This is a genomic window from Streptomyces sp. NPDC096205, assembly GCF_044763135.1.
Lineage (GTDB): Bacteria > Actinomycetota > Actinomycetes > Streptomycetales > Streptomycetaceae > Streptomyces.
In genome coordinates this window covers 222,111-244,725 of record NZ_JBIWFS010000012.1, presented here as the reverse complement: position 1 = coordinate 244,725, position 22,615 = coordinate 222,111, and the positions used below count along the sequence as shown (strand labels likewise).

Genomic DNA, 22,615 nt, shown 5'->3' with positions numbered 1-22,615 from the left:
CCTACAACTGCGCTTACGCCTTTTGCTTGGTGCGGCGATTGCTGATGACCATGGAGGTCAGGACGAACAGGACGGCGATGACGAACATGGCCGTGCCGATGACATTGATCTGGACGGGCGTGCCGCGCTGTGCCGAGCCCCAGACGAACATGGGGAAGGTGACGGTCGAGCCCGCGTTGAAATTGGTGATGATGAAATCGTCGAAGGACAGCGCGAAGGCGAGCAGCGCGCCCGCGGCGATTCCGGGTGCCGCGATGGGCAGGGTGACCCTGACGAACGTCTGGAACGGGCCGGCGTAGAGGTCCTGGGCCGCCTGCTCCAGCCTCGGGTCCATCGACATGACACGCGCCTTGACGGCCGTCACGACGAAGCTGAGGCAGAACATGATGTGGGCGATCAGGATCGTCCAGAAGCCCAGCTGGACGCCCATGTTGAGGAACAGGGTGAGCAGCGAGGCGGCCATGACGACCTCGGGCATGGCCATCGGCATGAAGATGAGCGAGTTGACCGCGCCGCGCGCCCGGAACCGGTAGCGGACCAGCGCGAAGGCGATCATCGTGCCGAGGGCGGTCGCGCCCAGCGTCGCCCAGAAGGCGATCTGCAGGCTGAGCGTGAGCGAGCTGCACAAGCCCACCACACCGCACGGGTCGGTCCAGGCGTCGGTGGAGAATTTCTGCCACTCGTAGTTGAAGCGGCCCTTCGGGTCGTTGAAGGAGAACACCGTCACGACGACGTTGGGCAGCAGCAGATATCCGAGCGTGAAAAGGCCCGCGATGACGACGAGTTTGCTCTTGAGCCAGTTGACGAAGGCCATTTAAACCAGATCCTCCGTGCCGGACTTGCGGATGTACAGCGACACCATGACGAGGATCGCGAACATCAGGATGAAGGACAGCGCCGCCGCCGTCGGGTAGTCGAGAATCCGCAGGAACTGCGACTGGATGACGTTGCCGATCATGCGGGTGTCGGTGGAGCCGAGCAGGTCGGCGTTGACGTAGTCACCGGCGGCCGGGATGAAGGTCAGCAGCGTGCCGGAGACGACACCCGGCATCGACAGCGGGAAGGTGACCTTGCGGAAGGTGGTGCTGGGCCTGGCGTACAGGTCGTTCGCCGCCTCGTGCAGCCGGGGGTCGATGCGCTCCAGCGAGGTGTACAGCGGCAGGATCATGAACGGCAGGAAGTTGTACGTCAGACCGCACACCACCGCCAGCGGGGTGGCCAGCACACGGTCGCCCGCGGTCATGCCGAGCCAGCTGGTGACGTCCAGGACGTGCAGCGAGTTCAGCGCGCCGACGACCGGGCCGCCGTCCGCGAGGATCGTCTTCCAGGCCAGGGTGCGGATCAGGAAGCTGGTGAAGAACGGCGCGATCACCAGGATCATGATCAGGTTCCGCCAGCGGCCGGCCCGGAAGGCGATCAGATACGCCAGCGGGTAGCCGAGCAGCAGACACAGGACCGTCGCCGAGCCCGCGTACAGCACCGAGCGCAGGAACTGCGGATAGTACTCGGTCAGCGCGTCCCAGTAGGTCGCGAAGTGCCAGGTGACCTCGTAGCCCTGCTCCAGGGAGCCGGTCTGCACCGAGGTCGACGCCTGGTAGATCATCGGCAGTGCGAAGAACACCACCAGCCAGGCGAGTCCGGGCAGCAGCAGGAGGTACGGCGTCCAGCGGCCCCGCTTGCGCGGGGGCTTCTTCTCCGGGGCCGGCGCCAGCGGCGGGGGCGCGTCGGTGAGGGTGGCTGCCATCAGACCGCCTCTTCCTCAATGCCCGCGTCGATGTCCTGAGCCGCGTCGAGACCGAAGGTGTGCGCCGGGCTCCAGTGCAGGACCACCTCGGCGCCGGGGACCAGCCGGGCGTCACGGTCGACGTTCTGGACGTAGACCGCCAGCTCGGAGCAGACCGGGCTGTCGACGACGAACTGCGTCGAGACGCCGATGAAGCTCGCGTCGGCGATCGTGCCGGTGACCCGGTTGCGGCCGTCCGGGATCTCACCGGCGTCGTCGGCGTGCGTCAGGGAGATCTTCTCGGGGCGTACGCCGACCAGCACCTTGCCGCCGGTCGTGGTGGGCGCCGAACATCGCGCCTCGGGCAGGACGAGCTTGCCGCCGCCCGCCTTCAGGACGATGTCGTCGCCGCTCCTGGAGTCGACCTCGGCCTCGATGAGGTTGGAGGTGCCGAGGAAGTTCGCGACGAAGGTGGTGCTCGGGTTCTCGTACAGGTCGGCGGGGGCGCCGAGCTGCTCGACGCGGCCCGCGTTCATCACCGCGACCTGGTCGGCCATGGTCATGGCCTCCTCCTGGTCGTGGGTGACGTGCACGAAGGTGATGCCGACCTCGGTCTGGATGCGCTTGAGCTCCAGCTGCATCTGGCGGCGCAGCTTGAGGTCGAGGGCGCCGAGGGGCTCGTCGAGGAGCAGCACCTTGGGGTGGTTGATCAGCGCGCGGGCGACCGCCACACGCTGCTGCTGGCCACCGGAGAGCTGGTGCGGCTTCTTGCGGGCCTGCTCGCCGAGCTGGACCAGCTCCAGCATGTCGTCGACCTGCTTCTTCACGCTCTTGATGCCGCGCCGGCGCAGGCCGAAGGCGACGTTCTCGAAGATGTCGAGGTGCGGGAAGAGGGCGTAGGACTGGAAGACCGTGTTGACGGGCCGTTTGTACGGCGGCAGGTGCGTGACGTCCTGTTCGCCGAGCCAGACCGTGCCGGTGGTGGGCTCCTCCAGGCCGGCGATCATGCGCAGGGTGGTGGTCTTGCCGCAGCCGGAGGCGCCGAGCAGGGCGAAGAAGGAGCCCTGCGGCACGGTCAGGTCCAGCGGGTGCACGGCGGTGAAGCCGTTGTCGTACGTCTTGCTGATGCCCGAGAGGCGGACGTCACCGGTGTTGTCGTTCTTGTTCGTCACGTCGATCACGCCCCAGTCAGCTTCGCGAACTTCTCTTCAAAGGCCGTCTCTTCCTTCGAGCTCAGCGAGCGGAAGGCACGGGACTTCTTGGCCATGGCCTTGTCGGGGATGATCAGCGGGTTGTTCGCCGCATCCTCGTCGAGCTTCGCCAGCTCTTCCTTCACGCCGTCGACGGGACAGACGTAGTTGATGTACGCGGCGAGTTCGGCGGCCGCCTTCGGCTCGTAGTAGTAGTCGATGAGCCGTTCGGCGTTCGTCTTGTGACGGGCCTTGTTGGGGACCAGCAGGTTGTCCGTGGACGTGAGGTAGCCGCTGTCCGGGATGATGAAGTCGATGTCGGGGCTGTCCGCCTTGAGCTGGACGACGTCCCCGGCCCAGGCGAGACAGGCCGCGAAGTCGCCGCTGGTGAGGTCGGAGGTGTAGTCGTTGCCGGTGAAGCGGCGGATCTGGCCCTTGTCGACGGCCTTCTGCATCCGGGCGATGGCCGCGTCGAAGTCGTCGGCGGTGAAGGTGCCCGGGTCCTTGCCCATGTCGAGCAGGGTCATGCCGACGCTGTCGCGCATCTCCGACAGGAAGCCGACCCGGCCCTTGAGCTTGGGGTTGTCCAGCAGGTCGGAGACCGTCTTCACCTCGACGCCGTCCAGCGCCTTCTTGTTGTACGCGATGACGGTGGAGATGCCCTGCCACACATAGGAGTAGGCACGGCCCGGGTCCCAGTCGGGGGTGCGGAACTGGGAGGAGAGGTTGGCGTAGGCGTGCGGCAGATTGGCCGGGTCCAGTTTCTGGACCCACCCGAGGCGGATCAGTCGGGCCGCGAGCCAGTCGGTGACGCAGATCAGGTCGCGGCCGGTGTCCTGGCCGGCCGCGAGCTGCGGCTTGATCTTGCCGAAGAACTCGACGTTGTCGTTGATGTCCTCGGTGTACTTGACCTTGATGCCGGTCCGCTCGGTGAACGCGTCGAGCGTGGGGTGGTGCTTCTCGCTCTCGTCGACGTCCATGTATTCGGTCCAGTTGGAGAAGCTGACGGTCTTCTCCTTCGCCGAGCGGTCCTCGGCGGACACGCCGCCCTGAGTGTTGCCCGCGGCGGGGATGCCGCAGGCGCTGAGCGTCCCCAGACCGCCGACCGCGAGCGCGCCGCCGGTGGAGGCGCGCAGCAGGGAACGGCGGCTGAGGGAGGCCCTGCCGTTGCGGACGCTGCGCCGCATGGCGGCCACTTGGGCCGGGGACAGGCGGTCGGGCTCGTACTGCTCCATGCGCTTGGTGCCCTTTCGGGAGGTCGTCGGCCACTGGTCGGGCGGCCTGGTTCTGCTATCGGTCCCCGAAGATCGTGCGGTGCCAGTCCTTGCGGGCGACCGCCGTGTTGTCGAACATGACGTGCTTGATCTGGGTGTACTCCTCGAACGAGTACGCCGACATGTCCTTGCCGAAGCCGGACGCCTTGTAGCCGCCGTGCGGCATCTCGCTGATGATCGGAATGTGGTCGTTGACCCACACGCAGCCCGCCTTGATCTCGCGGGTGGCGCGGTTCGCCCGGTAGACGTCGCGGCTCCAGGCGGAGGCGGCGAGTCCGTACGGGGTGTCGTTGGCGAGCGCGATGCCCTCGTCGTCGGTGTCGAAGGGCAGCACGACGAGGACGGGCCCGAAGATCTCCGACTGGACGATCTCGCTGTCCTGGGCGGCGTCGGCGACGAGAGTCGGCCGGTAGTAGGCCCCCTTGGCAAGGTCCCCTTCGGGAATCTCGCCGCCGGTCACCACGCGCGCGTAGCCCCGCGCCCGGTCGACGAAGGCGGCGACCCGGTCGCGCTGCACATGGGAGACGAGCGGGCCGAGGTCGGTGCCCGGGGCGAAGGGGTCGCCGAGCCGGACGGTGTCCATGAGGGCGGCGGTGCGGGTCACGAACTCGTCGTACAGCGGGCGCTGCACGTACGCGCGTGTGGCGGCGGTGCAGTCCTGCCCGGTGTTGATGAGGGCGCCCGCGACCGCGCCGTGGACGGCGGCCTCGAGGTCGGCGTCGTCGAAGACGACGAAGGGTGCCTTGCCGCCGAGCTCCAGGTGGATACGCTTGACGGTCGCGGTGGCGACCTCGGCGACACGCTTGCCGACCGCGGTGGAGCCGGTGAAGGAGGTCATGGCCACGTCCGGGTGGCCGACCAGGTGCTCGCCGGCCTCCTTCCCGGTGCCGGTGACGACGTTGACGACGCCGTCCGGGATACCGGCCGCGGTGCACGCCTCGGCGAACAGCAGCGAGGTCAGCGGGGTGATCTCGGCGGGCTTGAGCACGATGGTGTTGCCCGCGGCGATCGCCGGGAGGATCTTCCAGGCGGCCATCTGGAGGGGGTAGTTCCAGGGGGCGATCGAGCCGACGACACCGATGGGCTCGCGCCGCACGTACGACGTGTGGTCGCCCGAGTACTCACCGGCGGACTGCCCCTGAAGGTGCCGGGCGGCGCCCGCGAAGAAGGCGGCGTTGTCGATGGTCCCGGGGACGTCGAACTCGCGGGTCAGCTTCAGCGGCTTGCCGCACTGGAGGGACTCGGCGCGGGCGAAGTCGTCGGCGCGCTCGGCGAGCACCGCGGCCAGCCGGTGCAGCGCGTCGGAGCGCTCGCCCGGGGTGGCCGCCGCCCAGCCGGGGAAGGCGGCCCGCGCCGCGGCGACGGCGGCGTCGACGTCGTCGGTGCCGGCCAGCTCGTAGCTGAGGACCGTCTCGCCGGTGGCCGGGTCGACGACCGCGTGGGTCTCGCCCGAGGTGCCCTGGGTGAAGCGGCCCGCGATGTACTGCGCGCCGGCCGCGAACCGCTCCTGGGCCGGGAATCGTTCCGGGGTGGTGGTGCCCGGGTTGTGCATGTCGCTCTCCTCCGCCTTCCCCCCGCTGTCCACGGGGGCGGGTGGCGTAGCTCCAGCTCGATTTGAGTGCCGATCCTGACAGAGCACGGGCACTCCAACAAGGGATTCCGTTGTTGCCTTTTGGTTACGCAACGGAATCTGTCGACCAGGTGTCGAGTGGTCGATGAAAAGCGGGGACGGAGTGTCAGTGGTGCGTGCCAGACTCGCGTGCATGGAAAAGATCGATTCTCGGGATGCCCTGATCAGGGAGGTCCGCGCGGGGGCGGGGATCAAGTATCTGCACTTCTGGGGCCATCGTCCGCGACCCGACGGACGGGTCGGCGCGAGCTGTCTGAGCCAGTGGTGGCCGTCCCCGTTCACGGTGGACGGCACGCGGTACGCGACGGCCGAGCACTGGATGATGGCCGCCAAGGCGCGGCTGTTCGGCGACGCCGAGGCCGAGCGGCGGGCGCTGGCCGCGGAGCACCCCGCTCAGGCGAAGAAGGCCGGGCGGCTGGTGCGCGACTTCGACGAGGACGTCTGGGAGCGCGAGCGGTTCGGGATCGTCGTCGAGGGCAGCGTCCACAAGTTCGCCGCGCACGCCGATCTGCGGGAGTTCCTGCTGAACACGGGCGAGCGCGTGCTGGTGGAGGCGAGCCCGGTGGACCGCGTCTGGGGCATCGGGCTCGCGGCCGACGACGAGGCGGCCTTCGACCCGGAGCGCTGGCGGGGGCCGAACCTCCTGGGGTTCGCGCTGATGGAGGCCCGCGAGCGGCTGCGGAGCGGCTGAGCGGACGGCGACGGGGGGCCGGTCAGAGACCGGCCCCCCGTCGCTGTACTGCCGTCGGGTCAGGCCGCGCCCGCGGCACCCATCACGCTGGCGAACAGCAGGAAGCCGAGCAGCGGCAGCAGGACCGTGGCCACGATGCCGAGCACCAGACCGGCGGTCGCCGCACCCTTGTTGGTGGCCTCGCCGCGCTTGGCCTTGCCCCGGCCGACCGCGCCGAAGATGATCGCGAGGATGCCGAGGATGACGCCGAAGAACCACAGGAAGAACGTCAGGCTGCACACCACGCCGATGATGCCCAGCACGAGTCCGCTGGTGCCCATGCCGTTGCTCGGCTGCATGGGCATGACATAGCCGGGCGCCTGCACATAGGGCTGCGGCGCGGCCGGGTATCCCTGGCCGGGCTGCTGCGGATAGCCGTACCCCGGGCCGGACTGCTGCGGGTAGGCGTAGCCCCCGGCCGGCTGCTGCGGCGGCTGGTTGGGGGGCGGGCCGAACCCACCGGGTCCGGGCTGGCTGTTGGACATGTAAAGATCTCCCCTCGTCGTCAGTCAGGCATCGTAACGGCCCGCCTGCGACGGCATCAGATGTTCAGTGGGGCGGAGACCGACACGGAGCCGTGGGCACCGTACGAGTCGTCGTAGTCGGAGTCGTGGTCGTCGTCGTTGATGGCCGCCGTGATACCGACGATCATCAGCACGAGCACGGCGATGCCGAGGATCAGGCCGATGATGCCGGTGATCAGACCGGCCTGGGCCTGCCCGTGGTTGTTCGCCTCGCCGCGCTCCGCCTTGCGGCGGCCCTTGACGCCGAAGACGATCGCGAGGACGCCGAGGATGATGGAGACCACGCCGTACAGGCAGAACAGACAGCAGGACAGGATGCCCAGCACCATCGCCGCGATCCCGATGCCGTTCTGCGGCGCGGGGGGCATGCCGGGCCAGCCGTAGCCCTGCGGGTAGCCGGGGTATCCATAGCCGCTGGTGGCCGGCCCCTGCGGGGCGAGGGGCGGCGGCGGGACCTGGCCGCTGTCAGCGACCGGCGGGGTGAAGCCCGCGGCGGGCATGGAGGTCACGGTGGCCTGGTCGTGCACGGAGGGCGGCCCGGCGTCGGGGGCCTTGCCGTCCGGGAACGTCCGATGCTCCGGCGGCGCCCAGGGGTCGTACCCCCCGTTCTCGCCGCCCGGCTGCGTCGCGTCCGTCATCTTCAAGCCCCCCGGGATCGATCGTCCGGGCCATGCTACGACCTCCCGGTGACACACCCCCCACCCGACCACCGTTGCCGCCCGCCGACCGCTCCACGGCCCCTCCCGTCCCGGAGGCCGGCCCTCCGGGGGAGACCTCCGCGACCGCTGCCCGCCCCGCCTACGATGGCCCTATTCGATCAGCCGATCACCGCGCCGTACGGCCTTCGCGCCCGGCGCCCATCCCGGGAGGCCCCGTGACCGACCTGCACGCCTTCATCGCCGGACTGCCGAAGGCCGAACTCCATGTCCACCACGTCGGGTCCGCCTCCCCCCGGATCGTCGCGGAACTGGCCGCCCGCCACCCCGACTCGAAGGTGCCGACGGACCCCGAGGCCCTCGCGGACTACTTCACGTTCACGGACTTCGCGCACTTCGTGCAGGTGTACCTGTCCGTCGTGGACCTGATCCGCACCCCCGAGGACGTCCGCCTCCTCACCTTCGAGGTCGCCCGCGAACTGGCACGCCAGCAGGTGCGCTACGCCGAGCTGACGATCACCCCGTACTCCTCCACCCGCCGCGGCATCGACGAGCGCGCGTTCATGGACGCGATCGAGGACGCCCGCAAGGCGGCGGAGGCCGAGTTCGGCACGGTGCTGCGCTGGTGCTTCGACATCCCCGGCGAGGCCGGCCTGGTCTCCGCCGAGGAGACCGTCCGCCTCGCCACCGACGACCGGCTGCGCCCGGAGGGCCTGGTCTCCTTCGGCCTCGGCGGCCCCGAGATCGGCGTACCGAGGCCGCAGTTCAAGCCGTACTTCGACCGGGCCGTCGCCGCCGGACTGCACTCCGTGCCGCACGCCGGTGAGACGACGGGCCCGGAGACGGTGTGGGACGCGCTGACCTACCTCGGCGCCGAACGCATCGGCCACGGCACCAGCTCCGCGCAGGACGAGAAGCTGCTGCGGCACCTCGCCGAGCACCGCATCCCGCTGGAGGTGTGCCCGACCTCCAACATCGCCACGCGCGCGGTGGCCACCCTCGACGAGCACCCGATCAAGGAGTTCGTGCAGGCCGGCGTGCTGGTGACGATCAACTCCGACGACCCGCCGATGTTCGGCACCGACCTCAACAGCGAGTACGCGGTCGCCGCCCGCCTCCTCGGCCTCGACGAGGGCGGCGTGGCCGAGCTCGCGAAGAACGCCGTCGAGGCGTCCTTCCTGGACCCGGCCGGCAAGGCCCGGATCGCGGCCGAGATCGACACGTACACCTCCACGTGGCTGGCCTCCTGACGTCCCCTCACAATGGGCTCATGCAGAACGTGACCGCCGTGGCCCACCGCGGCGACCCCTACCGCTTCCGCGAGAACACCCTCGACTCCGTACGCGCCGGGCTCGCGCTGGGCGCGGACGCGGTCGAGATCGACGTACGGCTCACCCGGGACGGCGTCCCGGTGCTGCTGCACGACGACACGCTCAAGCGGCTGTGGGAGCTGGACCGGCCGTTGCTCGCGCTGTCCGCTGAGGAGGTGCGGGGGCTCACGGACGGCGCGGTGCCGACGCTGGCGGAGGCGCTCGCGGCGACGGACGGACACCGGGTGATGCTCGACCTGCCGGGCACCCCCGACGTCCGGGCCGCGCTCAAGGTCGTGGACGTGGTGCGCGCGTGCGGCGCCCAGGACCGCGTGTACTACTGCGCGGGCGCCCCCGCGATGCTTGCCGTCCGCGCGGCCGACAGCGCTGCCGAGATCGCGCTGACCTGGACGACGCTGGCGCCGCCGCGGGCCGCGCTGCTGGAGGCGGTGCGGCCGCGGTGGCTCAACTACCGCTTCTCGCTGGTCGACCGGGAGCTGGCCGCGCGCGTGCACCGCGACGGCTATCTGCTGTCGGTGTGGACCCCGGACACCCGCCGCAGCATGCGCCGCCTCATCGACGCGGGCGTGGACTCGATCACCACCAACCGCGTCGACGTACTGGCCCGCCTGAAGTCCGCCCCCGCACAGGCGGTCTAGCCCGCCGCGTACGCCAGCGGGGGTGCGATCGCCTGCGCGTCCGCCCCCTCCCCCACCCACAGCCGGATCAGCAGCGCGGCCGTCGCCTCCACCAGCCCCGCCCGGTCCAGCCCGCCGGCGTGCACCGGCTCGCAGCCGATGTCCCGCACGAGCTGTCGTACGACGTCCAGGGCGGGCTCGTCGTCCCCGGCCAGCGGCACCGCGAGGGGGCGGCCGTCGAAGACGGGCGGGGTGCGGCGCCAGACGTCGACGTGGCAGAGGTTGAAGGCCTTGACCACGCGAACTCCGGGTGCCGCGGCGGCGATACGTTCCGCTGCCGAGGGCCCGCCCGAGGTCAGCAGGGCGAACCCGGCGCCGACGGGGTTGGTGCAGTCGATCAGCGTCCGCCCGCGCAGGGGCTCCGCGAGCCCGGCGACGACCTGGGCCGCGGCCTCGTGGGGGACGGCCAGCAGCACCGCGTCCGTGCCGAACTCGGCGGCCTCCCGCAGCCCGGTCGGCCCGGAGCGGCCGCCGGCGAGGACCTGGTGCCCGGCCCGCGCCCACTGGGTGCCGAGCGCGTCCGCCATGCCGCCGGTGCCGAGGATTCCTATGCGCATGTGCGCGTCTCCCTTGCTCGAGTCCGTTTTCCCCGACGGTAGAAGGCAGTTCAGGCACCATTCGGTATGTGACCAGCGACTCGACCTTCCTCGCCGACTGCCGTGCGCGGCTGGCCTTCGATCTGCTCGCCAACACCTGGAACTCGGTGGTGCTGTGGGCCCTGAGGGACGGCCCCCACCGCCCCGGCGACCTGCGCGCGCGGATCGGCGGGATCAGCCAGAAGGTACTGACCGAGACTCTTCGCCGACTGGAGTTCAACGGGCTCGTGTCCCGGCGCGCGTACGGCGGCTCACCGCCGCGCGTCGAGTACGAACTGACCGGCCTGGGCCGGACGTTGCTGGCGCCGATCGACGCCTTCGGCGCCTGGGCGTTCGAGCACGGCGACGAGGTGATGGCGGCGCAGGAACGCTGGACCGAGGGCCACCCCTAGGGGCCCACCCCGGCCGAAACCCTCCCCGCGCAGGCGAGTTGGTCGGGGTTTTCCAAGGGCCCGGTGCCCTCCTCGATGATGATCCGTTCCGCCACGCACTGCTCCAGGATGATCACACAACGTCCGCACCGATCTCCCTCGGAGCCCGCCCATGCCTCTGCACCGCCGTACGACCGTCGTCGCCGCCTCTCTCGCGCTGGCCCTGGCGGCCGGCCCGCTGGCCGCCCCCGTGTTCGCCGCGTCGGAGAGCCGGACACCGGCGACCGCCTGCTCCTGGACGACGGGGCCGGACACGGAGGCCCTCGCCGCTGCGCTCGCCGGGATACCGGACGACAAGGTGACGGCCGCGCAGATCCGCGTGGGCGGCAAGGGGAGCTGGCACGGCGCGGCCGGGGTGCGCGATGTGCGCAGCGGGGCGCCGGTGCTGGAGCACGGCCGGTTCCGGGCCGGCTCCACCACCAAGGTGGTGACCGCGTCGATCGTGCTGCAACTGGTCGCCGAGGGGCGCATCGACCTCGACGGCACCGTGCAGGAGTATCTGCCGGGCCTGCTCACCGACGACTTCAAGGACCCGATCACCGTCCGGCACCTGCTGACCTTCACCAGCGGCCTCCAGCCCGGGGCCGGCTTCGGCGACACGACGGAGGAGATGTTCCCGCACCGCTTCGAGACGCTGACCCCGCGGGAGGTGGTGGCGGCCTCGGTGGCCAAGGGCCCCGCGTACACGCCCGGTGAGCGGCAGACGTACGGCAACATCCACTACACCGTGCTCGGCATGCTGATCGAGAAGGTCACCGGCGACTCGTACGCCCATCAGGCGCAGGTGCGGGTCTTCCGTCCGCTGGGCATGCACGGCTCCTCCTTCCCCGCGGGCCCGGACCCGCGGGTGCACGGCCCGCACAACCGCGGCTACGAGTGGATCGACGGCGAACTGGTCGACGTCACGGAGTGGAACATGTCGGACCGCTTCGCGGCCGGTGACCTGATCTCGACGACGGCCGACCTGGAGCGCCTGCTGAAGGGTGTGCTCGGCGCCCGGGTCGTGCCGCCGGCGCTGCTGAAGGAGATGCTCACGGTCCCGCCGATCGAGGGGGCGCGGTACGGCATGGCACTGGAGACCTTCAAGCTCAACGGACAACGGGTGTGGGGCAAGTCGGGCTCGCGTCCCGGCTACGCCACCGGCATCGCCGCCACCCCCGACCTGTGCCGGACGGTCGTCTTCTCCGTCAACTCCACGGAAGCGCGCTCCGACGGCCTGGCCATAGCCCAGCGCTTCGCCTTCCCGGCGTTCAACCGCTGACAGGGGCGGCCGAGGACGCGGGCGGTGCTTCCGTCAGCGCCTCCAGCCGCTTGATCCTCCGGCGTACGGCATACAGCGGGATCACTCCGAAGACGCCGAAGGACATGTCGACGACGCTCCACCAGAAGGGGATGCCGCGGATCGGTCCGCAGATCAGGGCGAGCGGGACGATGCCGGCGCAGGCGATCATCCCGGCCTCCACGACCCAGATGTTGCGGACCGGATCGCGCAGGACGCCGTAGAAGAAGACGGCGATCACGAGGTGGGCGAAGGCCAGCCAGTCCGTGCCGTAGAGGAGGAACGGATAGTCGGCGTCGGCCCGGTCGAGGCCGCGCCGCACGCGCTCGATCCACTCCGTCAGGCCCGGCAGGTGGTCCTGGACGGAGAGGGTGTGCAACAGGTCCTCGGTCCAGCGCAGTTCATGGACCAGAGGAAACGCGGTGGCTCCGCTGAGCACCAGACAGACGACGAAGAGGGTCAGCCAGACACGGATGCCCTTCACCAGGGCGGCTCTGTCGTTCATGGGCACAGCGTAGCCCCGCTTTTGAACACGTTCAAAAGCGGGGCTGCCGTGCCAGGTCAGGCCGCCTTGAAGCGGCGCAGCCGCAGGGAGTTGCCGACCACGAAGACCGAGGAGAAGGCCATGGCCGCTCCGGCGATCATCGGGTTGAGCAGACCGGCCGCGGCGAGCGGGAGGGCGGCGACGTTGTAGGCGAAGGCCCAGAACAGGTTGGTGCGGATGGTGCCAAGGGTGCGGCGGGCGAGCCGGATGGCGTCGGCCGCGACCCGCAGGTCACCGCGGACCAGGGTGAGGTCGCCCGCCTCGATGGCGGCGTCGGTGCCGGTGCCCATGGCCAGGCCCAGGTCGGCCTGGGCGAGCGCGGCCGCGTCGTTGACGCCGTCGCCGACCATGGCGACCGAGCGGCCCTCGTCCTGCAGCCGCCGCACGACGGCGACCTTGTCCTCGGGCAGCACCTCGGCGATGACCTCGTCGATACCGACCTCGGCGGCGACCGCCTCGGCGACGGCCCGGTTGTCCCCGGTGAGCAGGATCGGGGTGAGCCCGAGGGCGCGCAGCCGCCGGACGGCCTCGGCGCTCGTGTCCTTCACCGCGTCGGCCACTTCCAGCACCGCACGGGCCTCCCCGTCCCAGGCCACGGCGATGGCGGTCCGGCCCGCCGCCTCCGCCTCGGCCTTGACGCGCTCCAGCTCCACGGGCAGGGCGATGGCCCACTCGGCCAGCAGCCGCTCCCGGCCGACGAGGACGGCGTGGCCGTCGACGACGCCCTGGACGCCGAGTCCGGCGATGTTCGCGAAGTCCTCCGGGGCGGGCAGCGAGCCAAGCTTCTCCAGGGCTCCGGCGGCGACGGCCTGGGCGATCGGGTGCTCGGAAGCGTGCTCCAGGGCGCCCGCGAGCCGCAGCACCTCGGCCTCGTCCTCGTGCGTGTGGACGGCGAGCAGCGTCATCCTGCCGGTGGTGACGGTGCCGGTCTTGTCCAGCACGATGGTGTCGACCTTGCGTGTGCTCTCCAGCACCTCGGGGCCCTTGATCAGGATGCCGAGCTGGGCACCGCGCCCGGTGCCGACCATGAGCGCGGTCGGCGTGGCGAGCCCGAGGGCGCAGGGGCAGGCGATGATCAGTACGGCGACCGCGGCGGTGAAGGCGGCGGTCAGTCCCTCACCCGAGCCGAGCCAGAAGCCGAGCGTGCCGAGCGCGAGCGCGATGACGACCGGTACGAACACCCCGGAGATCCGGTCGGCCAGCCGCTGTGCGGCCGCCTTGCCGTTCTGCGCGTCCTCGACCATCTTCGCCATCCGCGCCAGCTGCGTGTCGGCCCCCACCCGGGTGGCCTCGACGACCAGCCGGCCGCCGGCGTTGAGGGTGGCACCGGTGACGGGGTCCCCGGCGCCGACCTCGACCGGCACGGACTCGCCGGTCAGCATCGAGGCGTCCACGGCCGAGGTGCCCTCGACGACGACACCGTCGGTGGCGATCTTCTCGCCGGGCCGCACCAGGAACCGGTCCCCGGCCTTCAGGTCACCGACGGGGATCAGCTCCTCGCGGCCGCCGCGCAGGACGGTGACTTCCTTCGCGCCCAGCTCCAGCAGCGCCTTCAGCGCGGCCCCCGCCCGGCGCTTGGACCGCGCCTCGAAGTACCGCCCGGCGAGGATGAACGCCGTCACCCCGGCCGCCGCCTCCAGGTAGATGTTCCCGGCACCGTCGGAGCGGGCGATGGTCAGCTCGAAGGGGTGCGTCATCCCGGGCGTGCCGGCAGTGCCGAGGAACAGCGCCCACAGCGACCACGCGAACGCCGCGATCGTGCCCACCGAGATCAGCGTGTCCATGGTCGCCGCACCATGACGGGCGTTCGTCCAGGCGGCCTTGTGGAACGGCCAGGCGGCATACGTCACCACCGGCGCGGCGAGGGTCAGCGAGAGCCACTGCCAGTACTCGAACTGCGTCGCCGGGACCATCGCCATCACGATCACCGGCACCGCCAGCGCGACCGCCGTCACCAGCCGCTGCCGCAGCGGCTGCAACTCGTCCGGCTCCGACGGCGCCCCGGCGGCCTCGCCCCCGGTCACGGCCGGCTGCGGCTCCCGCGCGGTGTAGCCGGTGGCCTCGACCGTGGCGATCAGGTCGGGCACGGTCACCTCGCCCGTGTACGTCACCTGCGCCTTCTCGGTGGCGTAGTTGACCGTGGCGGTGACGCCGTCCATGCGGTTGAGCTTCTTCTCGATGCGCGCCGCACAGGAGGCGCAGGTCATGCCGCCGATGGCGAGCTCTACCCGGCCGGCTGCGGTGGCCTCGGGGGCCGTGGTGGTCATGAGGAGTCCTCCCGGACCGCATTCATACCCCTGGGGGGTATCTGACTCCCACAGGTATACCCCCGGCAGGTATTTCACGCAAGGCCTTGCAATACCCCAGGGGGGTATGTATGAATGGAGCTGCCGCCCGGAGCGGCAGCAGCCTCCGCCCGCACCCAGGAGCCCGAAATGAAGCCCGTAGTGAAGATCGGCGCGTTCGCCGCCGCCCTGGCCGCCACGTTCGGCACCGCCTACGGAGTCGGGAACGCCGTCGGACCGGTCTCGCCCGACGACGACGGCGGCCACGGCGGCCACAGGGAGACGGCCGCACACGCCCAGCACACCCCTGGCGCGAAGAAGAAGACGGCGACGGACGAGACGCCCGGCGGCCTGCAGATCTCCGAGGACGGCTACACCCTCGACCTGGAGACCACCCGAGTCCCGGCAGGCAGGCCGACCACCCTGCGCTTCGCCGTGCGCGACGAGGACGGCCGGCCGGTGACCGAGTACCGGCGCGAGCACGAGAAGGAGCTGCACCTGATCGTGGCCTCGCGGGACCTCACCACGTTCCGCCATCTGCACCCGGCCCGCGCGGCCGACGGCACCTGGAGCACCACCGCGGACCTGCCCGCCGCCGGCACCTACCGGGTCTTCGCCGACTTCACCCCGGCCGCGGGCCGGGAGAACCTGACGCTCGGCGCCGACCTCGCGGTCACGGGACCGTACGCGCCCGAGGCGCTCCCTGGGACCGCCCCGACCGCCACGGTCGACGGCTACACCGTCCGGCTCACCGGGTCGCTCGCCCCCGGCGCGGACAGCGGCCTCGCCTTCGAGGTCACCCGCGACGGCAGGCCGGCCCGGCTCCAGCCCTACCTCGGCGCCTACGGCCACCTCGTCGCCCTGCGCTCCGGCGACCTGGCCTATCTCCACGTCCACCCGCACGAGGAGGCCCACGGCAGCGCCACCTCCGGTCCCGAGGTCGCCTTCACCGCGGCCGCGCCCAGCGCCGGCGACTACCGCCTGTTCCTGGACTTCAAGGTCGGCGGCCAGGTCCGTACGGCCGCCTTCACCGTGCACGCCGGGGGCGGCACCGCCGTACCGGAGGAGGAGCACGGCGACTCCGGGCACAGTCACTGAAGACACAACAAGCGCGGCCCCGGACGGATCTTCCTCCGTCCGGGGCCGCGCTTGTGTGCGTGCGGGCGCTTACGCGTCCAGCGACGTCATCACGTGCTTGATGCGGGTGTAGTCCTCGAAGCCGTAGCCCGAGAGGTCCTTGCCGTAGCCGGACTTCTTGAAGCCGCCGTGCGGCATCTCGGCGACCAGCGGGATGTGGGTGTTGATCCACACGCAGCCGAAGTCGAGCTTCTTGGACATGCGCATGGCACGGCCATGGTCCTTGGTCCACACGGAGGAGGCGAGGGCGTACTCGACGCCGTTGGCCCACTCGACGGCCTGGTCCTCGTCGGTGAAGGACTGGACGGTGATGACCGGGCCGAAGACCTCGTTCTGGACGATCTCGTCGTCCTGCTTGAGGCCCGAGACGACGGTCGGGGCGTAGAAGTAGCCCTTGTCGCCGACCTGCTGGCCGCCCGCCTCGACCTTGGCGTGGGCGGGGAGGCGCTCGATGAAGCCCGCGACCTGCTTGAGCTGGTTGGGGTTGTTCAGCGGGCCGAAGAGCACGTCCTCGTCGTCCGGCTGGCCGGTCTTGGTCTCGGCGGCGGCCTTGGCGAGGGCGGCCACGAACTCGTCGTGGATCGACTCCTGGACCAGGACGCGGGTGGCGGCCGTACAGTCCTGGCCGGCGTTGAAGAAGCCCGCGACGGAGATGTCCTCGACGGCCTTGGCGATGTCGGTGTCCTCGAAGACCACGACCGGGGCCTTGCCGCCCAGCTCCAGGTGGACGCGCTTGAGGTCCTTCGACGCCGACTCGGCGACGGACATGCCGGCGCGCACGGAGCCGGTGATGGAGGCCATCGCCGGGGTGGAGTGCTCGACCATCATGCGGCCGGTCTCGCGGTCGCCGCAGATGACGTTGAAGACGCCCTTGGGCAGGATCGAGCCGATGATGTCGGCGATCAGCACGGTGGACGCCGGGGTGGTGTCCGAGGGCTTCAGCACGACGGTGTTGCCCGCGGCGATGGCCGGGGCGAACTTCCACACGGCCATCATCATCGGGTAGTTCCACGGGGCGACCTGCGCGCAGACGCCGACCGGCTCACGGCGGATGATCGAGGTCATGCCGTCCATGTACTCGCCGGCCGAGCGGCCCTCGAGCATGCGGGCCGCGCCCGCGAAGAAGCGGATCTGGTCGACCATCGGAGGGATCTCCTCCGAACGGGTGAGACCGACCGGCTTGCCGGTGTTCTCGACCTCGGCCGCGATCAAGTCCTCGGCGCGCTCCTCGAACGCGTCCGCGATCTTCAGCAGGGCCTTCTGCCGCTCGGCGGGCGTGGTGTCGCGCCATGCCGGGAACGCGGCCGCCGCGGCCGCCATGGCGGCGTCGACGTCGGCCTGCCCGGACAGCGGCGCGGTCGCGTACGCCTCGCCCGTAGCGGGGTTGACCACGTCCGTGGTCCGTCCGTCGGCGGCGTCCCGGAACTCCCCGTCGATGTAGTTGCGCAGACGACGCAGCTCGGTGCTCACTGCCGGCCCTCCTGTCGGATGTCCATTCCTTGAGATGCCCACCCTAGTCGCTCGACCCACGGTTTCAACACCCCTCAGCGCCATCAATCTGCGAAATCCGCAAGCTTCAAACTCGTAAACAACGAATTTCATCGATCTGGCCTTGCAAAACTGTCGAGTCCTCGTGCACAGTGAGGTCGTGGCCAGTCGAAGCGCAGACCAGAAGGACTCACGCGAGTCCAGGAACGGCGGCAATCCCCAGCTGGATGCCGTCTCCCTCGCCATCATCGAGCAGCTCCAGGAGGACGGCCGCCGGCCGTACGCCGCGATCGGCAAGGCCGTCGGCCTCTCCGAGGCGGCCGTGCGCCAGCGCGTCCAGAAGCTGCTCGACCAGGGCGTCATGCAGATCGTCGCCGTCACGGACCCGCTCACCGTGGGCTTCCGGCGGCAGGCGATGGTCGGCATCAACGTCGAGGGCGATGTCGAGGCGATAGCGGACGCGCTGACGGCCATGTCGGAAGTCGAGTACGTGGTGATGACCGCGGGCTCGTTCGACATCCTCGCGGAGATCGTCTGCGAGGACGACGACCACCTGCTGGACGTCATCAACAAACGCATCCGGGCCCTGTCCGGCGTGCGCTCCACCGAGAGCTTCGTCTACCTGAAGCTGAAGAAGCAGACCTACATGTGGGGAACCCGATAACCGTGAGCACAAAGGACCTCAGCAAGTCCGCGTACGACCACCTGTGGATGCACTTCACCCGCATGTCCTCGTACGAGAACTCCCCCGTCCCGACGATCGTCCGGGGCGAGGGCACCTACATCTACGACGACAAGGGCAAGCGCTACCTCGACGGTCTCGCCGGCCTGTTCGTGGTCCAGGCCGGTCACGGCCGCACGGAACTCGCCGAGACCGCCGCCAAGCAGGCCCAGGAGCTCGCCTTCTTCCCGGTGTGGTCCTACGCCCACCCCAAGGCCGTCGAGCTGGCCGAGCGCCTCGCGAACGAGGCCCCGGGCGACCTGAACAAGGTCTTCTTCACCACCGGTGGCGGCGAGGCCGTCGAGACCGCCTGGAAGCTCGCCAAGCAGTACTTCAAGCTGCAGGGCAAGCCGACCAAGTACAAGGTCATCTCCCGCGCGGTCGCCTACCACGGCACCCCGCAGGGCGCCCTGTCCATCACCGGCCTGCCGGCTCTGAAGGCCCCCTTCGAGCCGCTGGTGCCGGGCGCGCACAAGGTGCCCAACACCAACATCTACCGCGCCCCGCTCTTCGGCGACGACCCCGAGGCCTTCGGCCGCTGGGCCGCCGACCAGATCGAGCAGCAGATCCTCTTCGAGGGCCCCGAGACCGTCGCCGCGGTCTTCCTGGAGCCGGTGCAGAACGCCGGTGGCTGCTTCCCGCCGCCGCCCGGCTACTTCCAGCGCGTGCGCGAGATCTGCGACCAGTACGACGTGCTGCTCGTCTCCGACGAGGTCATCTGCGCCTTCGGCCGCCTGGGCACCACCTTCGCGTGCGACAAGTTCGGCTACGTGCCGGACATGATCACCTGCGCCAAGGGCATGACCTCGGGCTACTCCCCGATCGGCGCGTGCATCATCTCCGACCGCCTCGCCGAGCCGTTCTACAAGGGTGACAACACCTTCCTGCACGGCTACACCTTCGGCGGCCACCCGGTCTCCGCCGCTGTCGGCATCGCCAACCTCGACCTGTTCGAGAAGGAGAAGCTGAACCAGCACGTCCTCGACAACGAGGGCAACTTCCTCTCCACGCTGCAGAAGCTGCACGACCTGCCGATCGTCGGCGACGTCCGCGGCAACGGCTTCTTCTACGGCATCGAGCTGGTGAAGGACAAGAACACCAAGGAGTCCTTCAACGACGAGGAGACCGAGCGCGTCCTGTACGGCTTCCTGTCGAAGGCGCTCTTCGACAACGGCCTGTACTGCCGTGCCGACGACCGTGGCGACCCGGTCATCCAGCTCGCCCCGCCGCTGATCTCCAACCAGGAGACCTTCGACGAGATCGAGCAGATCCTGCGCGCGACCCTGACCGAGGCCTGGACGAAGCTCTAGGCCCCCGCGGTTAGACCGATTTCCGGCCCGGGGTGCACCCGTTCGAGTGAGAACGGTGCACCCCGGGCCGCGTGCTGTCCGGCGTTCCGGATCCCGGTCCCTAGCGTGCCTGGTAACCGATCGGCCCTGTCTTCGTTCCCCCGGACGGGGGACGAGGCACGGAACTACGGATCTGAACGAAGGTGTACGCCCATGGAGGCCCCGCCGGACAACGACGTGCTCTGGGCACGGTCCCTGCACTACCAGCACAGCGACGGCTCGCCCGCGCTCAACGGTGTCTCCCTCGGCGTGCGCGAGGGCGAGATCCTGGCCGTCGGCGGCCCGCGCGGCAGCGGCAAGACCGCCCTGCTGGCCTGTCTGTCCGGCCTGGTGCCCGCGCGTCGCGGCGAGGTCTGGTTCAACAGCGTCCCCGTCCACACCATGGGTGCACTGGCCCGCGAGCGGCTGCGCCGCGACCGCTTCTGCTGGATCGACCCGGCGCCGGTGCTGGTGCCCGAGCTGACCGTGTGGGAGAACGCCGCCCTGCCGCTGATGCTGCGCGGCACGAGCCGGCGCCGCGCCAAGACCGCCGCGCTGGAGTGGCTGGAACGCCTGGACGTGGGCGAGCGGTCGAGGAAACGCCCGCACGAGCTGACCCACGCCGAACGCCAGCGCGTCTGCATCGCCCGCGCCCTGGCCCCGGCGCCCTCGGTGCTCTTCGCCGACGAGCCGACGGCCCCGCTGCACCGCGCCGACCGCGCGCATGTGCTGCGCACCCTGACGACGGCCGCCCGCTCGCACGGCATCACGGTGGTGCTGGCCACGCACGACGCGGAGACCGCGGCCCTGGCCGACCGCACGGTGTCCCTGCTCGACGGCCGCCAGGTGAAGACCGTCCACCTGCCGCCCATGGCCGAGTCGGAAGGCCGGGCCGCGTGCTCGCTCTCCGTCTGACCCGCGGCGCCCGTCCGGCCGTCCAGCTGCGCCGCCTGCTGGTGGCCGCTGCCTCGGCGGGTACGGGCTTCCTGCTGCTGTGTGCCCTCGGTCACGCCCTGTCCCACCCCGACGCGACCGGGTCCTCCCTGCTGCGGCTCGCCTGGTGCATGGTGCCGCTGGCCGCGACGGTCCACTTCGCGGTGGCGGTCGCCCGCACGGACCCTGGCACCAAGCCCCGCCAGGGCCTGTCCGCGATCGGTCTGGGACCGGCCCGTCAGATGGCCGTCTCGGCGACGACGACGGCCCTGTCGACCCTGCTCGGCTCCATGCTGGCCCTGCTGTTCTTCCTCCACCTGCGCGGCGACCTCACCGGCCTCCCCTTCGACGGCGACGCCGCCGACACCCTGGCCGCGGACCAGCCCCTGCCGCTTCCCGCGGCCCTGACCCTGCTGTCCCTCCTCCCGGTGATCGCCTCGCTGTCGGTGGCCGTCACCCTGCGCCCCCGCGAGCCGCGCCGCCCGGACGCTCCCCGCTTCTTCGGACGCTTCGGCGCCTACGGCAAGAGCGCCGCGGCGAGGGAGACCTTCGGGGCGTACGGCCGCTTCGGCGCGAGGTGGCCCGGGTCGAGGAGGCCCACTCGGCCTGCGGAGGGCCGGGCCGGCGGGGCGACGGCTGCCGCGCGGGACGGCGACACCTTGTCGGCGCGGGCCGGAGACACCGCGTCGGCGCGGCTCGGTGACATCCCGTCGGTGCAGACCGACGGCACCTCGTCGGCGCGGGCCGGAGACACCGCGTCTGCGCGCCTGGGCGACAGCCCATCGGTGCAGACCGACGCCACCTTGTCGGCGCGGGTCGCCGACACCCCGCCGGCGCAGGACGACGGCACCTCGTCGGCGCGGGTCGCCACCACCGCGTCTGCGCAGGCCGCCGACACCCACCCCACCCCCACCCCGGCGCACAGCCCCGACGCAGCCCGCCCCCCGGCACCGGGCTCCGCCCCCGCCGCTCTCCCCTGGGGTGTCGCCACGCTCGCCGCGGGCCTGGCCGTGGAGGCCTACGCGACCCGTGCCACGGCGAGCCCCGGCCTCGCCCTGCCCGGCGGCCTCGTCGGCAACTCCCTGGGCGTCCTGGTCGGCTGGACCCTCACCGCCGTAGGACTCGCCCTGGCGGGCCCGGGTCTCACGTACCTGTGCGGCAGGCTGCTGCAGGCGGTCCGCCCCGGTGCGCTGCGTCTGCTGGCAGGCCGCATCCTCATGGAGGAAGCCGTCCGCATCGGCCGCCCGCTGGGCGTGGTCTGCGCGGTGACCTCCGCCGCGTACGCCATGGGCACGCTGTACGACCCGGACGGCGCCACCATCGGCCCGCTCACCACGCTCGGCTCGCTCCTCGTGGCCGGCTGCACGCTGGCGACCCTGCTCACCGCTGCGGTGGAGGCCAAGCACGCCCGCGCCGACACCACGGCCGCCCTGCTCCGCCTCGGCGCCCCGTCGACGACCCTGCGCGCGGCCGCGGCCCTTCGCGCGGGCGCCCTGCTGGCACTGTTCGGCCCGCTCACTTTGATCGTCGCGGAACTCGCGGCCCAGCCGCTGACGCGCTGAGCCCCGTACGCGAAAAGACAGGGCGGAAAGATCGGCGGGGAGCGATGAGTTCCCGGGCGCGTCCCGGTCTACCCCCACGAAACAGCGCGACACCGTCGCGGAAGCCCGATGGGAGAGAGACCGCATGTACCAGCAGATGATCTTCGTGAACCTGCCCGTGAACGACCTGGACGCCGCCAAGGCGTTCTTCACCGGGCTCGGCTACACGATCAACCCCCAGTTCAGCGACGAGAACGCGGCCTCGGTCGTGATCAGCGACACCATCGTGGCGATGCTGCTCACCAAGCCGTTCTACGCGACCTTCACCGACAAGGAGATCGCGGACGCGACGAAGTCCAGCGAGGTGCTGGTGTGTCTGAGCGCGGAGAGCCGCGAGAAGGTCGACGAGCTGGTCGACAAGGCGATCGCCCTCGGCGGCACCGCGACCGGCAAGACGCAGGACATGGGCTTCATGTACGGCCGCGCCTTCGACGACCTCGACGGTCACACCTGGGAGATCATGTGGATGGACCCGGCCGCGGTGCAGGGCGAGGCCTCCGCCGGCGAGAGCTCCGCCCAGGGCTGAGGCCCGCCATG

At 70.7% G+C, this 22,615-nt stretch carries 22 protein-coding genes; 11 read left to right on the top strand and 11 right to left on the bottom strand.

The annotated features are described in order from the left end of the window. Window positions 1–13: 13 nt before the first annotated feature. From ACIQ6Y_RS36845 to ACIQ6Y_RS36825, 5 genes are read right to left on the bottom strand one after another with little or no spacing between them, the layout of a single operon-like run. On the bottom strand, window positions 14–814 hold the full coding sequence (locus ACIQ6Y_RS36845; protein WP_404046509.1) for an ABC transporter permease: 801 nt from the start codon (window positions 812–814) through the stop codon (window positions 14–16). Further along, entirely contained in the window at window positions 815–1,744 is a 930-nt protein-coding gene (locus ACIQ6Y_RS36840) for an ABC transporter permease (RefSeq protein ID WP_404046506.1), read from the bottom strand. After that, window positions 1,744–2,904: an ABC transporter ATP-binding protein gene (locus tag ACIQ6Y_RS36835; RefSeq protein ID WP_404046504.1), complete on the bottom strand. Its 1,161-nt coding sequence runs from the start codon at window positions 2,902–2,904 to the stop codon at window positions 1,744–1,746. Before ACIQ6Y_RS36835 ends, ACIQ6Y_RS36840 begins: the two co-directional genes overlap by 1 nt. Then, window positions 2,901–4,148 carry a spermidine/putrescine ABC transporter substrate-binding protein gene (locus tag ACIQ6Y_RS36830; RefSeq protein WP_404046502.1) on the bottom strand — a complete coding sequence of 416 codons (1,248 nt, stop codon included), beginning with the start codon at window positions 4,146–4,148 and terminating at the stop codon, window positions 2,901–2,903. Before ACIQ6Y_RS36830 ends, ACIQ6Y_RS36835 begins: the two co-directional genes overlap by 4 nt. Before the next feature lie 55 nt (window positions 4,149–4,203). Beyond that, on the bottom strand, window positions 4,204–5,739 hold the full coding sequence (locus ACIQ6Y_RS36825) for a gamma-aminobutyraldehyde dehydrogenase (RefSeq protein WP_404046499.1): 1,536 nt from the start codon (window positions 5,737–5,739) through the stop codon (window positions 4,204–4,206). A 211-nt stretch (window positions 5,740–5,950) separates the two neighbouring features. Between ACIQ6Y_RS36825 and ACIQ6Y_RS36820 the strand changes: the two genes are divergently transcribed. Next, a complete protein-coding gene (locus ACIQ6Y_RS36820; protein ID WP_404046497.1) occupies window positions 5,951–6,508 on the top strand; it encodes an NADAR family protein in 558 nt (185 codons plus the stop codon). A 59-nt stretch (window positions 6,509–6,567) separates the two neighbouring features. Here the strand turns inward: ACIQ6Y_RS36820 and ACIQ6Y_RS36815 are convergent, their stop codons facing one another. Together ACIQ6Y_RS36815 and ACIQ6Y_RS36810 are read right to left on the bottom strand one after the other, a co-directional pair. Further along, window positions 6,568–7,032: a DUF4190 domain-containing protein gene (locus tag ACIQ6Y_RS36815; RefSeq protein ID WP_404046494.1), complete on the bottom strand. Its 465-nt coding sequence runs from the start codon at window positions 7,030–7,032 to the stop codon at window positions 6,568–6,570. Between the two features lie 56 nt (window positions 7,033–7,088). Beyond that, window positions 7,089–7,709, bottom strand: a complete 621-nt coding sequence (locus tag ACIQ6Y_RS36810) for a DUF4190 domain-containing protein (RefSeq protein WP_404046491.1) — start codon at window positions 7,707–7,709, stop codon at window positions 7,089–7,091. 173 nt (window positions 7,710–7,882) lie between these two features. Here ACIQ6Y_RS36810 and ACIQ6Y_RS36805 point away from each other — a divergent pair, with 173 nt between their 5' ends. Both ACIQ6Y_RS36805 and ACIQ6Y_RS36800 read left to right on the top strand, forming a co-directional pair. Continuing rightward, a complete protein-coding gene (locus tag ACIQ6Y_RS36805) occupies window positions 7,883–8,977 on the top strand; it encodes an adenosine deaminase (RefSeq protein ID WP_404046660.1) in 1,095 nt (364 codons plus the stop codon). A 20-nt stretch (window positions 8,978–8,997) separates the two neighbouring features. Continuing rightward, window positions 8,998–9,696, top strand: coding sequence for a glycerophosphodiester phosphodiesterase (locus ACIQ6Y_RS36800; RefSeq protein ID WP_404046488.1), 699 nt, complete (start codon window positions 8,998–9,000; stop codon window positions 9,694–9,696). Here the strand turns inward: ACIQ6Y_RS36800 and ACIQ6Y_RS36795 are convergent. Then, the gene (locus tag ACIQ6Y_RS36795) at window positions 9,693–10,292 is read right to left on the bottom strand and encodes an NADPH-dependent F420 reductase (RefSeq protein WP_404046485.1); all 600 of its coding nucleotides are present in this window, start codon (window positions 10,290–10,292) and stop codon (window positions 9,693–9,695) included. The two genes, ACIQ6Y_RS36800 and ACIQ6Y_RS36795, sit on opposite strands and share 4 nt — an antisense overlap. Before the next feature lie 68 nt (window positions 10,293–10,360). Between ACIQ6Y_RS36795 and ACIQ6Y_RS36790 the strand changes: the two genes are divergently transcribed. Both ACIQ6Y_RS36790 and ACIQ6Y_RS36785 read left to right on the top strand, forming a co-directional pair. Continuing rightward, window positions 10,361–10,723: a winged helix-turn-helix transcriptional regulator gene (locus ACIQ6Y_RS36790; protein ID WP_404046482.1), complete on the top strand. Its 363-nt coding sequence runs from the start codon at window positions 10,361–10,363 to the stop codon at window positions 10,721–10,723. A 151-nt stretch (window positions 10,724–10,874) separates the two neighbouring features. Continuing rightward, entirely contained in the window at window positions 10,875–12,023 is a 1,149-nt protein-coding gene (locus ACIQ6Y_RS36785) for a serine hydrolase domain-containing protein (protein ID WP_404046479.1), read from the top strand. On the opposite strand, the gene ACIQ6Y_RS36780 is transcribed toward ACIQ6Y_RS36785, so the two are convergent. Together ACIQ6Y_RS36780 and ACIQ6Y_RS36775 are read right to left on the bottom strand one after the other, a co-directional pair. Further along, the gene (locus ACIQ6Y_RS36780) at window positions 12,013–12,546 is read right to left on the bottom strand and encodes a hypothetical protein (RefSeq protein ID WP_404046476.1); all 534 of its coding nucleotides are present in this window, start codon (window positions 12,544–12,546) and stop codon (window positions 12,013–12,015) included. The two genes, ACIQ6Y_RS36785 and ACIQ6Y_RS36780, sit on opposite strands and share 11 nt — an antisense overlap. A gap of 56 nt (window positions 12,547–12,602) precedes the next feature. Continuing rightward, window positions 12,603–14,852 carry a heavy metal translocating P-type ATPase gene (locus tag ACIQ6Y_RS36775; RefSeq protein ID WP_404046473.1) on the bottom strand — a complete coding sequence of 750 codons (2,250 nt, stop codon included), beginning with the start codon at window positions 14,850–14,852 and terminating at the stop codon, window positions 12,603–12,605. A gap of 168 nt (window positions 14,853–15,020) precedes the next feature. Here ACIQ6Y_RS36775 and ACIQ6Y_RS36770 point away from each other — a divergent pair, with 168 nt between their 5' ends. Next, window positions 15,021–15,968: a hypothetical protein gene (locus tag ACIQ6Y_RS36770; protein WP_404046470.1), complete on the top strand. Its 948-nt coding sequence runs from the start codon at window positions 15,021–15,023 to the stop codon at window positions 15,966–15,968. Window positions 15,969–16,037: 69 nt separating this feature from the next. On the opposite strand, the gene ACIQ6Y_RS36765 is transcribed toward ACIQ6Y_RS36770, so the two are convergent. Next, on the bottom strand, window positions 16,038–17,477 hold the full coding sequence (locus tag ACIQ6Y_RS36765) for a gamma-aminobutyraldehyde dehydrogenase (RefSeq protein WP_404046467.1): 1,440 nt from the start codon (window positions 17,475–17,477) through the stop codon (window positions 16,038–16,040). A 163-nt stretch (window positions 17,478–17,640) separates the two neighbouring features. On the opposite strand from ACIQ6Y_RS36765, the gene ACIQ6Y_RS36760 reads away from it, so the two are divergent. The 5 genes from ACIQ6Y_RS36760 (at window position 17,641) to ACIQ6Y_RS36740 (ending at window position 22,604) form a co-directional block, all read left to right on the top strand. Beyond that, entirely contained in the window at window positions 17,641–18,159 is a 519-nt protein-coding gene (locus ACIQ6Y_RS36760) for an Lrp/AsnC family transcriptional regulator (protein WP_404046464.1), read from the top strand. A gap of 2 nt (window positions 18,160–18,161) precedes the next feature. After that, complete coding sequence (locus ACIQ6Y_RS36755) at window positions 18,162–19,526, top strand: aspartate aminotransferase family protein (protein WP_404046461.1); 1,365 nt, start codon at window positions 18,162–18,164, stop codon at window positions 19,524–19,526. A 192-nt stretch (window positions 19,527–19,718) separates the two neighbouring features. Next, window positions 19,719–20,459 carry an ABC transporter ATP-binding protein gene (locus tag ACIQ6Y_RS36750; RefSeq protein ID WP_404046459.1) on the top strand — a complete coding sequence of 247 codons (741 nt, stop codon included), beginning with the start codon at window positions 19,719–19,721 and terminating at the stop codon, window positions 20,457–20,459. Beyond that, window positions 20,441–22,039, top strand: a complete 1,599-nt coding sequence (locus tag ACIQ6Y_RS36745) for a hypothetical protein (RefSeq protein WP_404046456.1) — start codon at window positions 20,441–20,443, stop codon at window positions 22,037–22,039. The genes ACIQ6Y_RS36750 and ACIQ6Y_RS36745 overlap by 19 nt, the downstream gene beginning before the upstream one ends. A gap of 124 nt (window positions 22,040–22,163) precedes the next feature. Continuing rightward, on the top strand, window positions 22,164–22,604 hold the full coding sequence (locus tag ACIQ6Y_RS36740) for a VOC family protein (RefSeq protein ID WP_404046453.1): 441 nt from the start codon (window positions 22,164–22,166) through the stop codon (window positions 22,602–22,604). The last annotated feature ends 11 nt before the right edge of the window (window positions 22,605–22,615 follow it).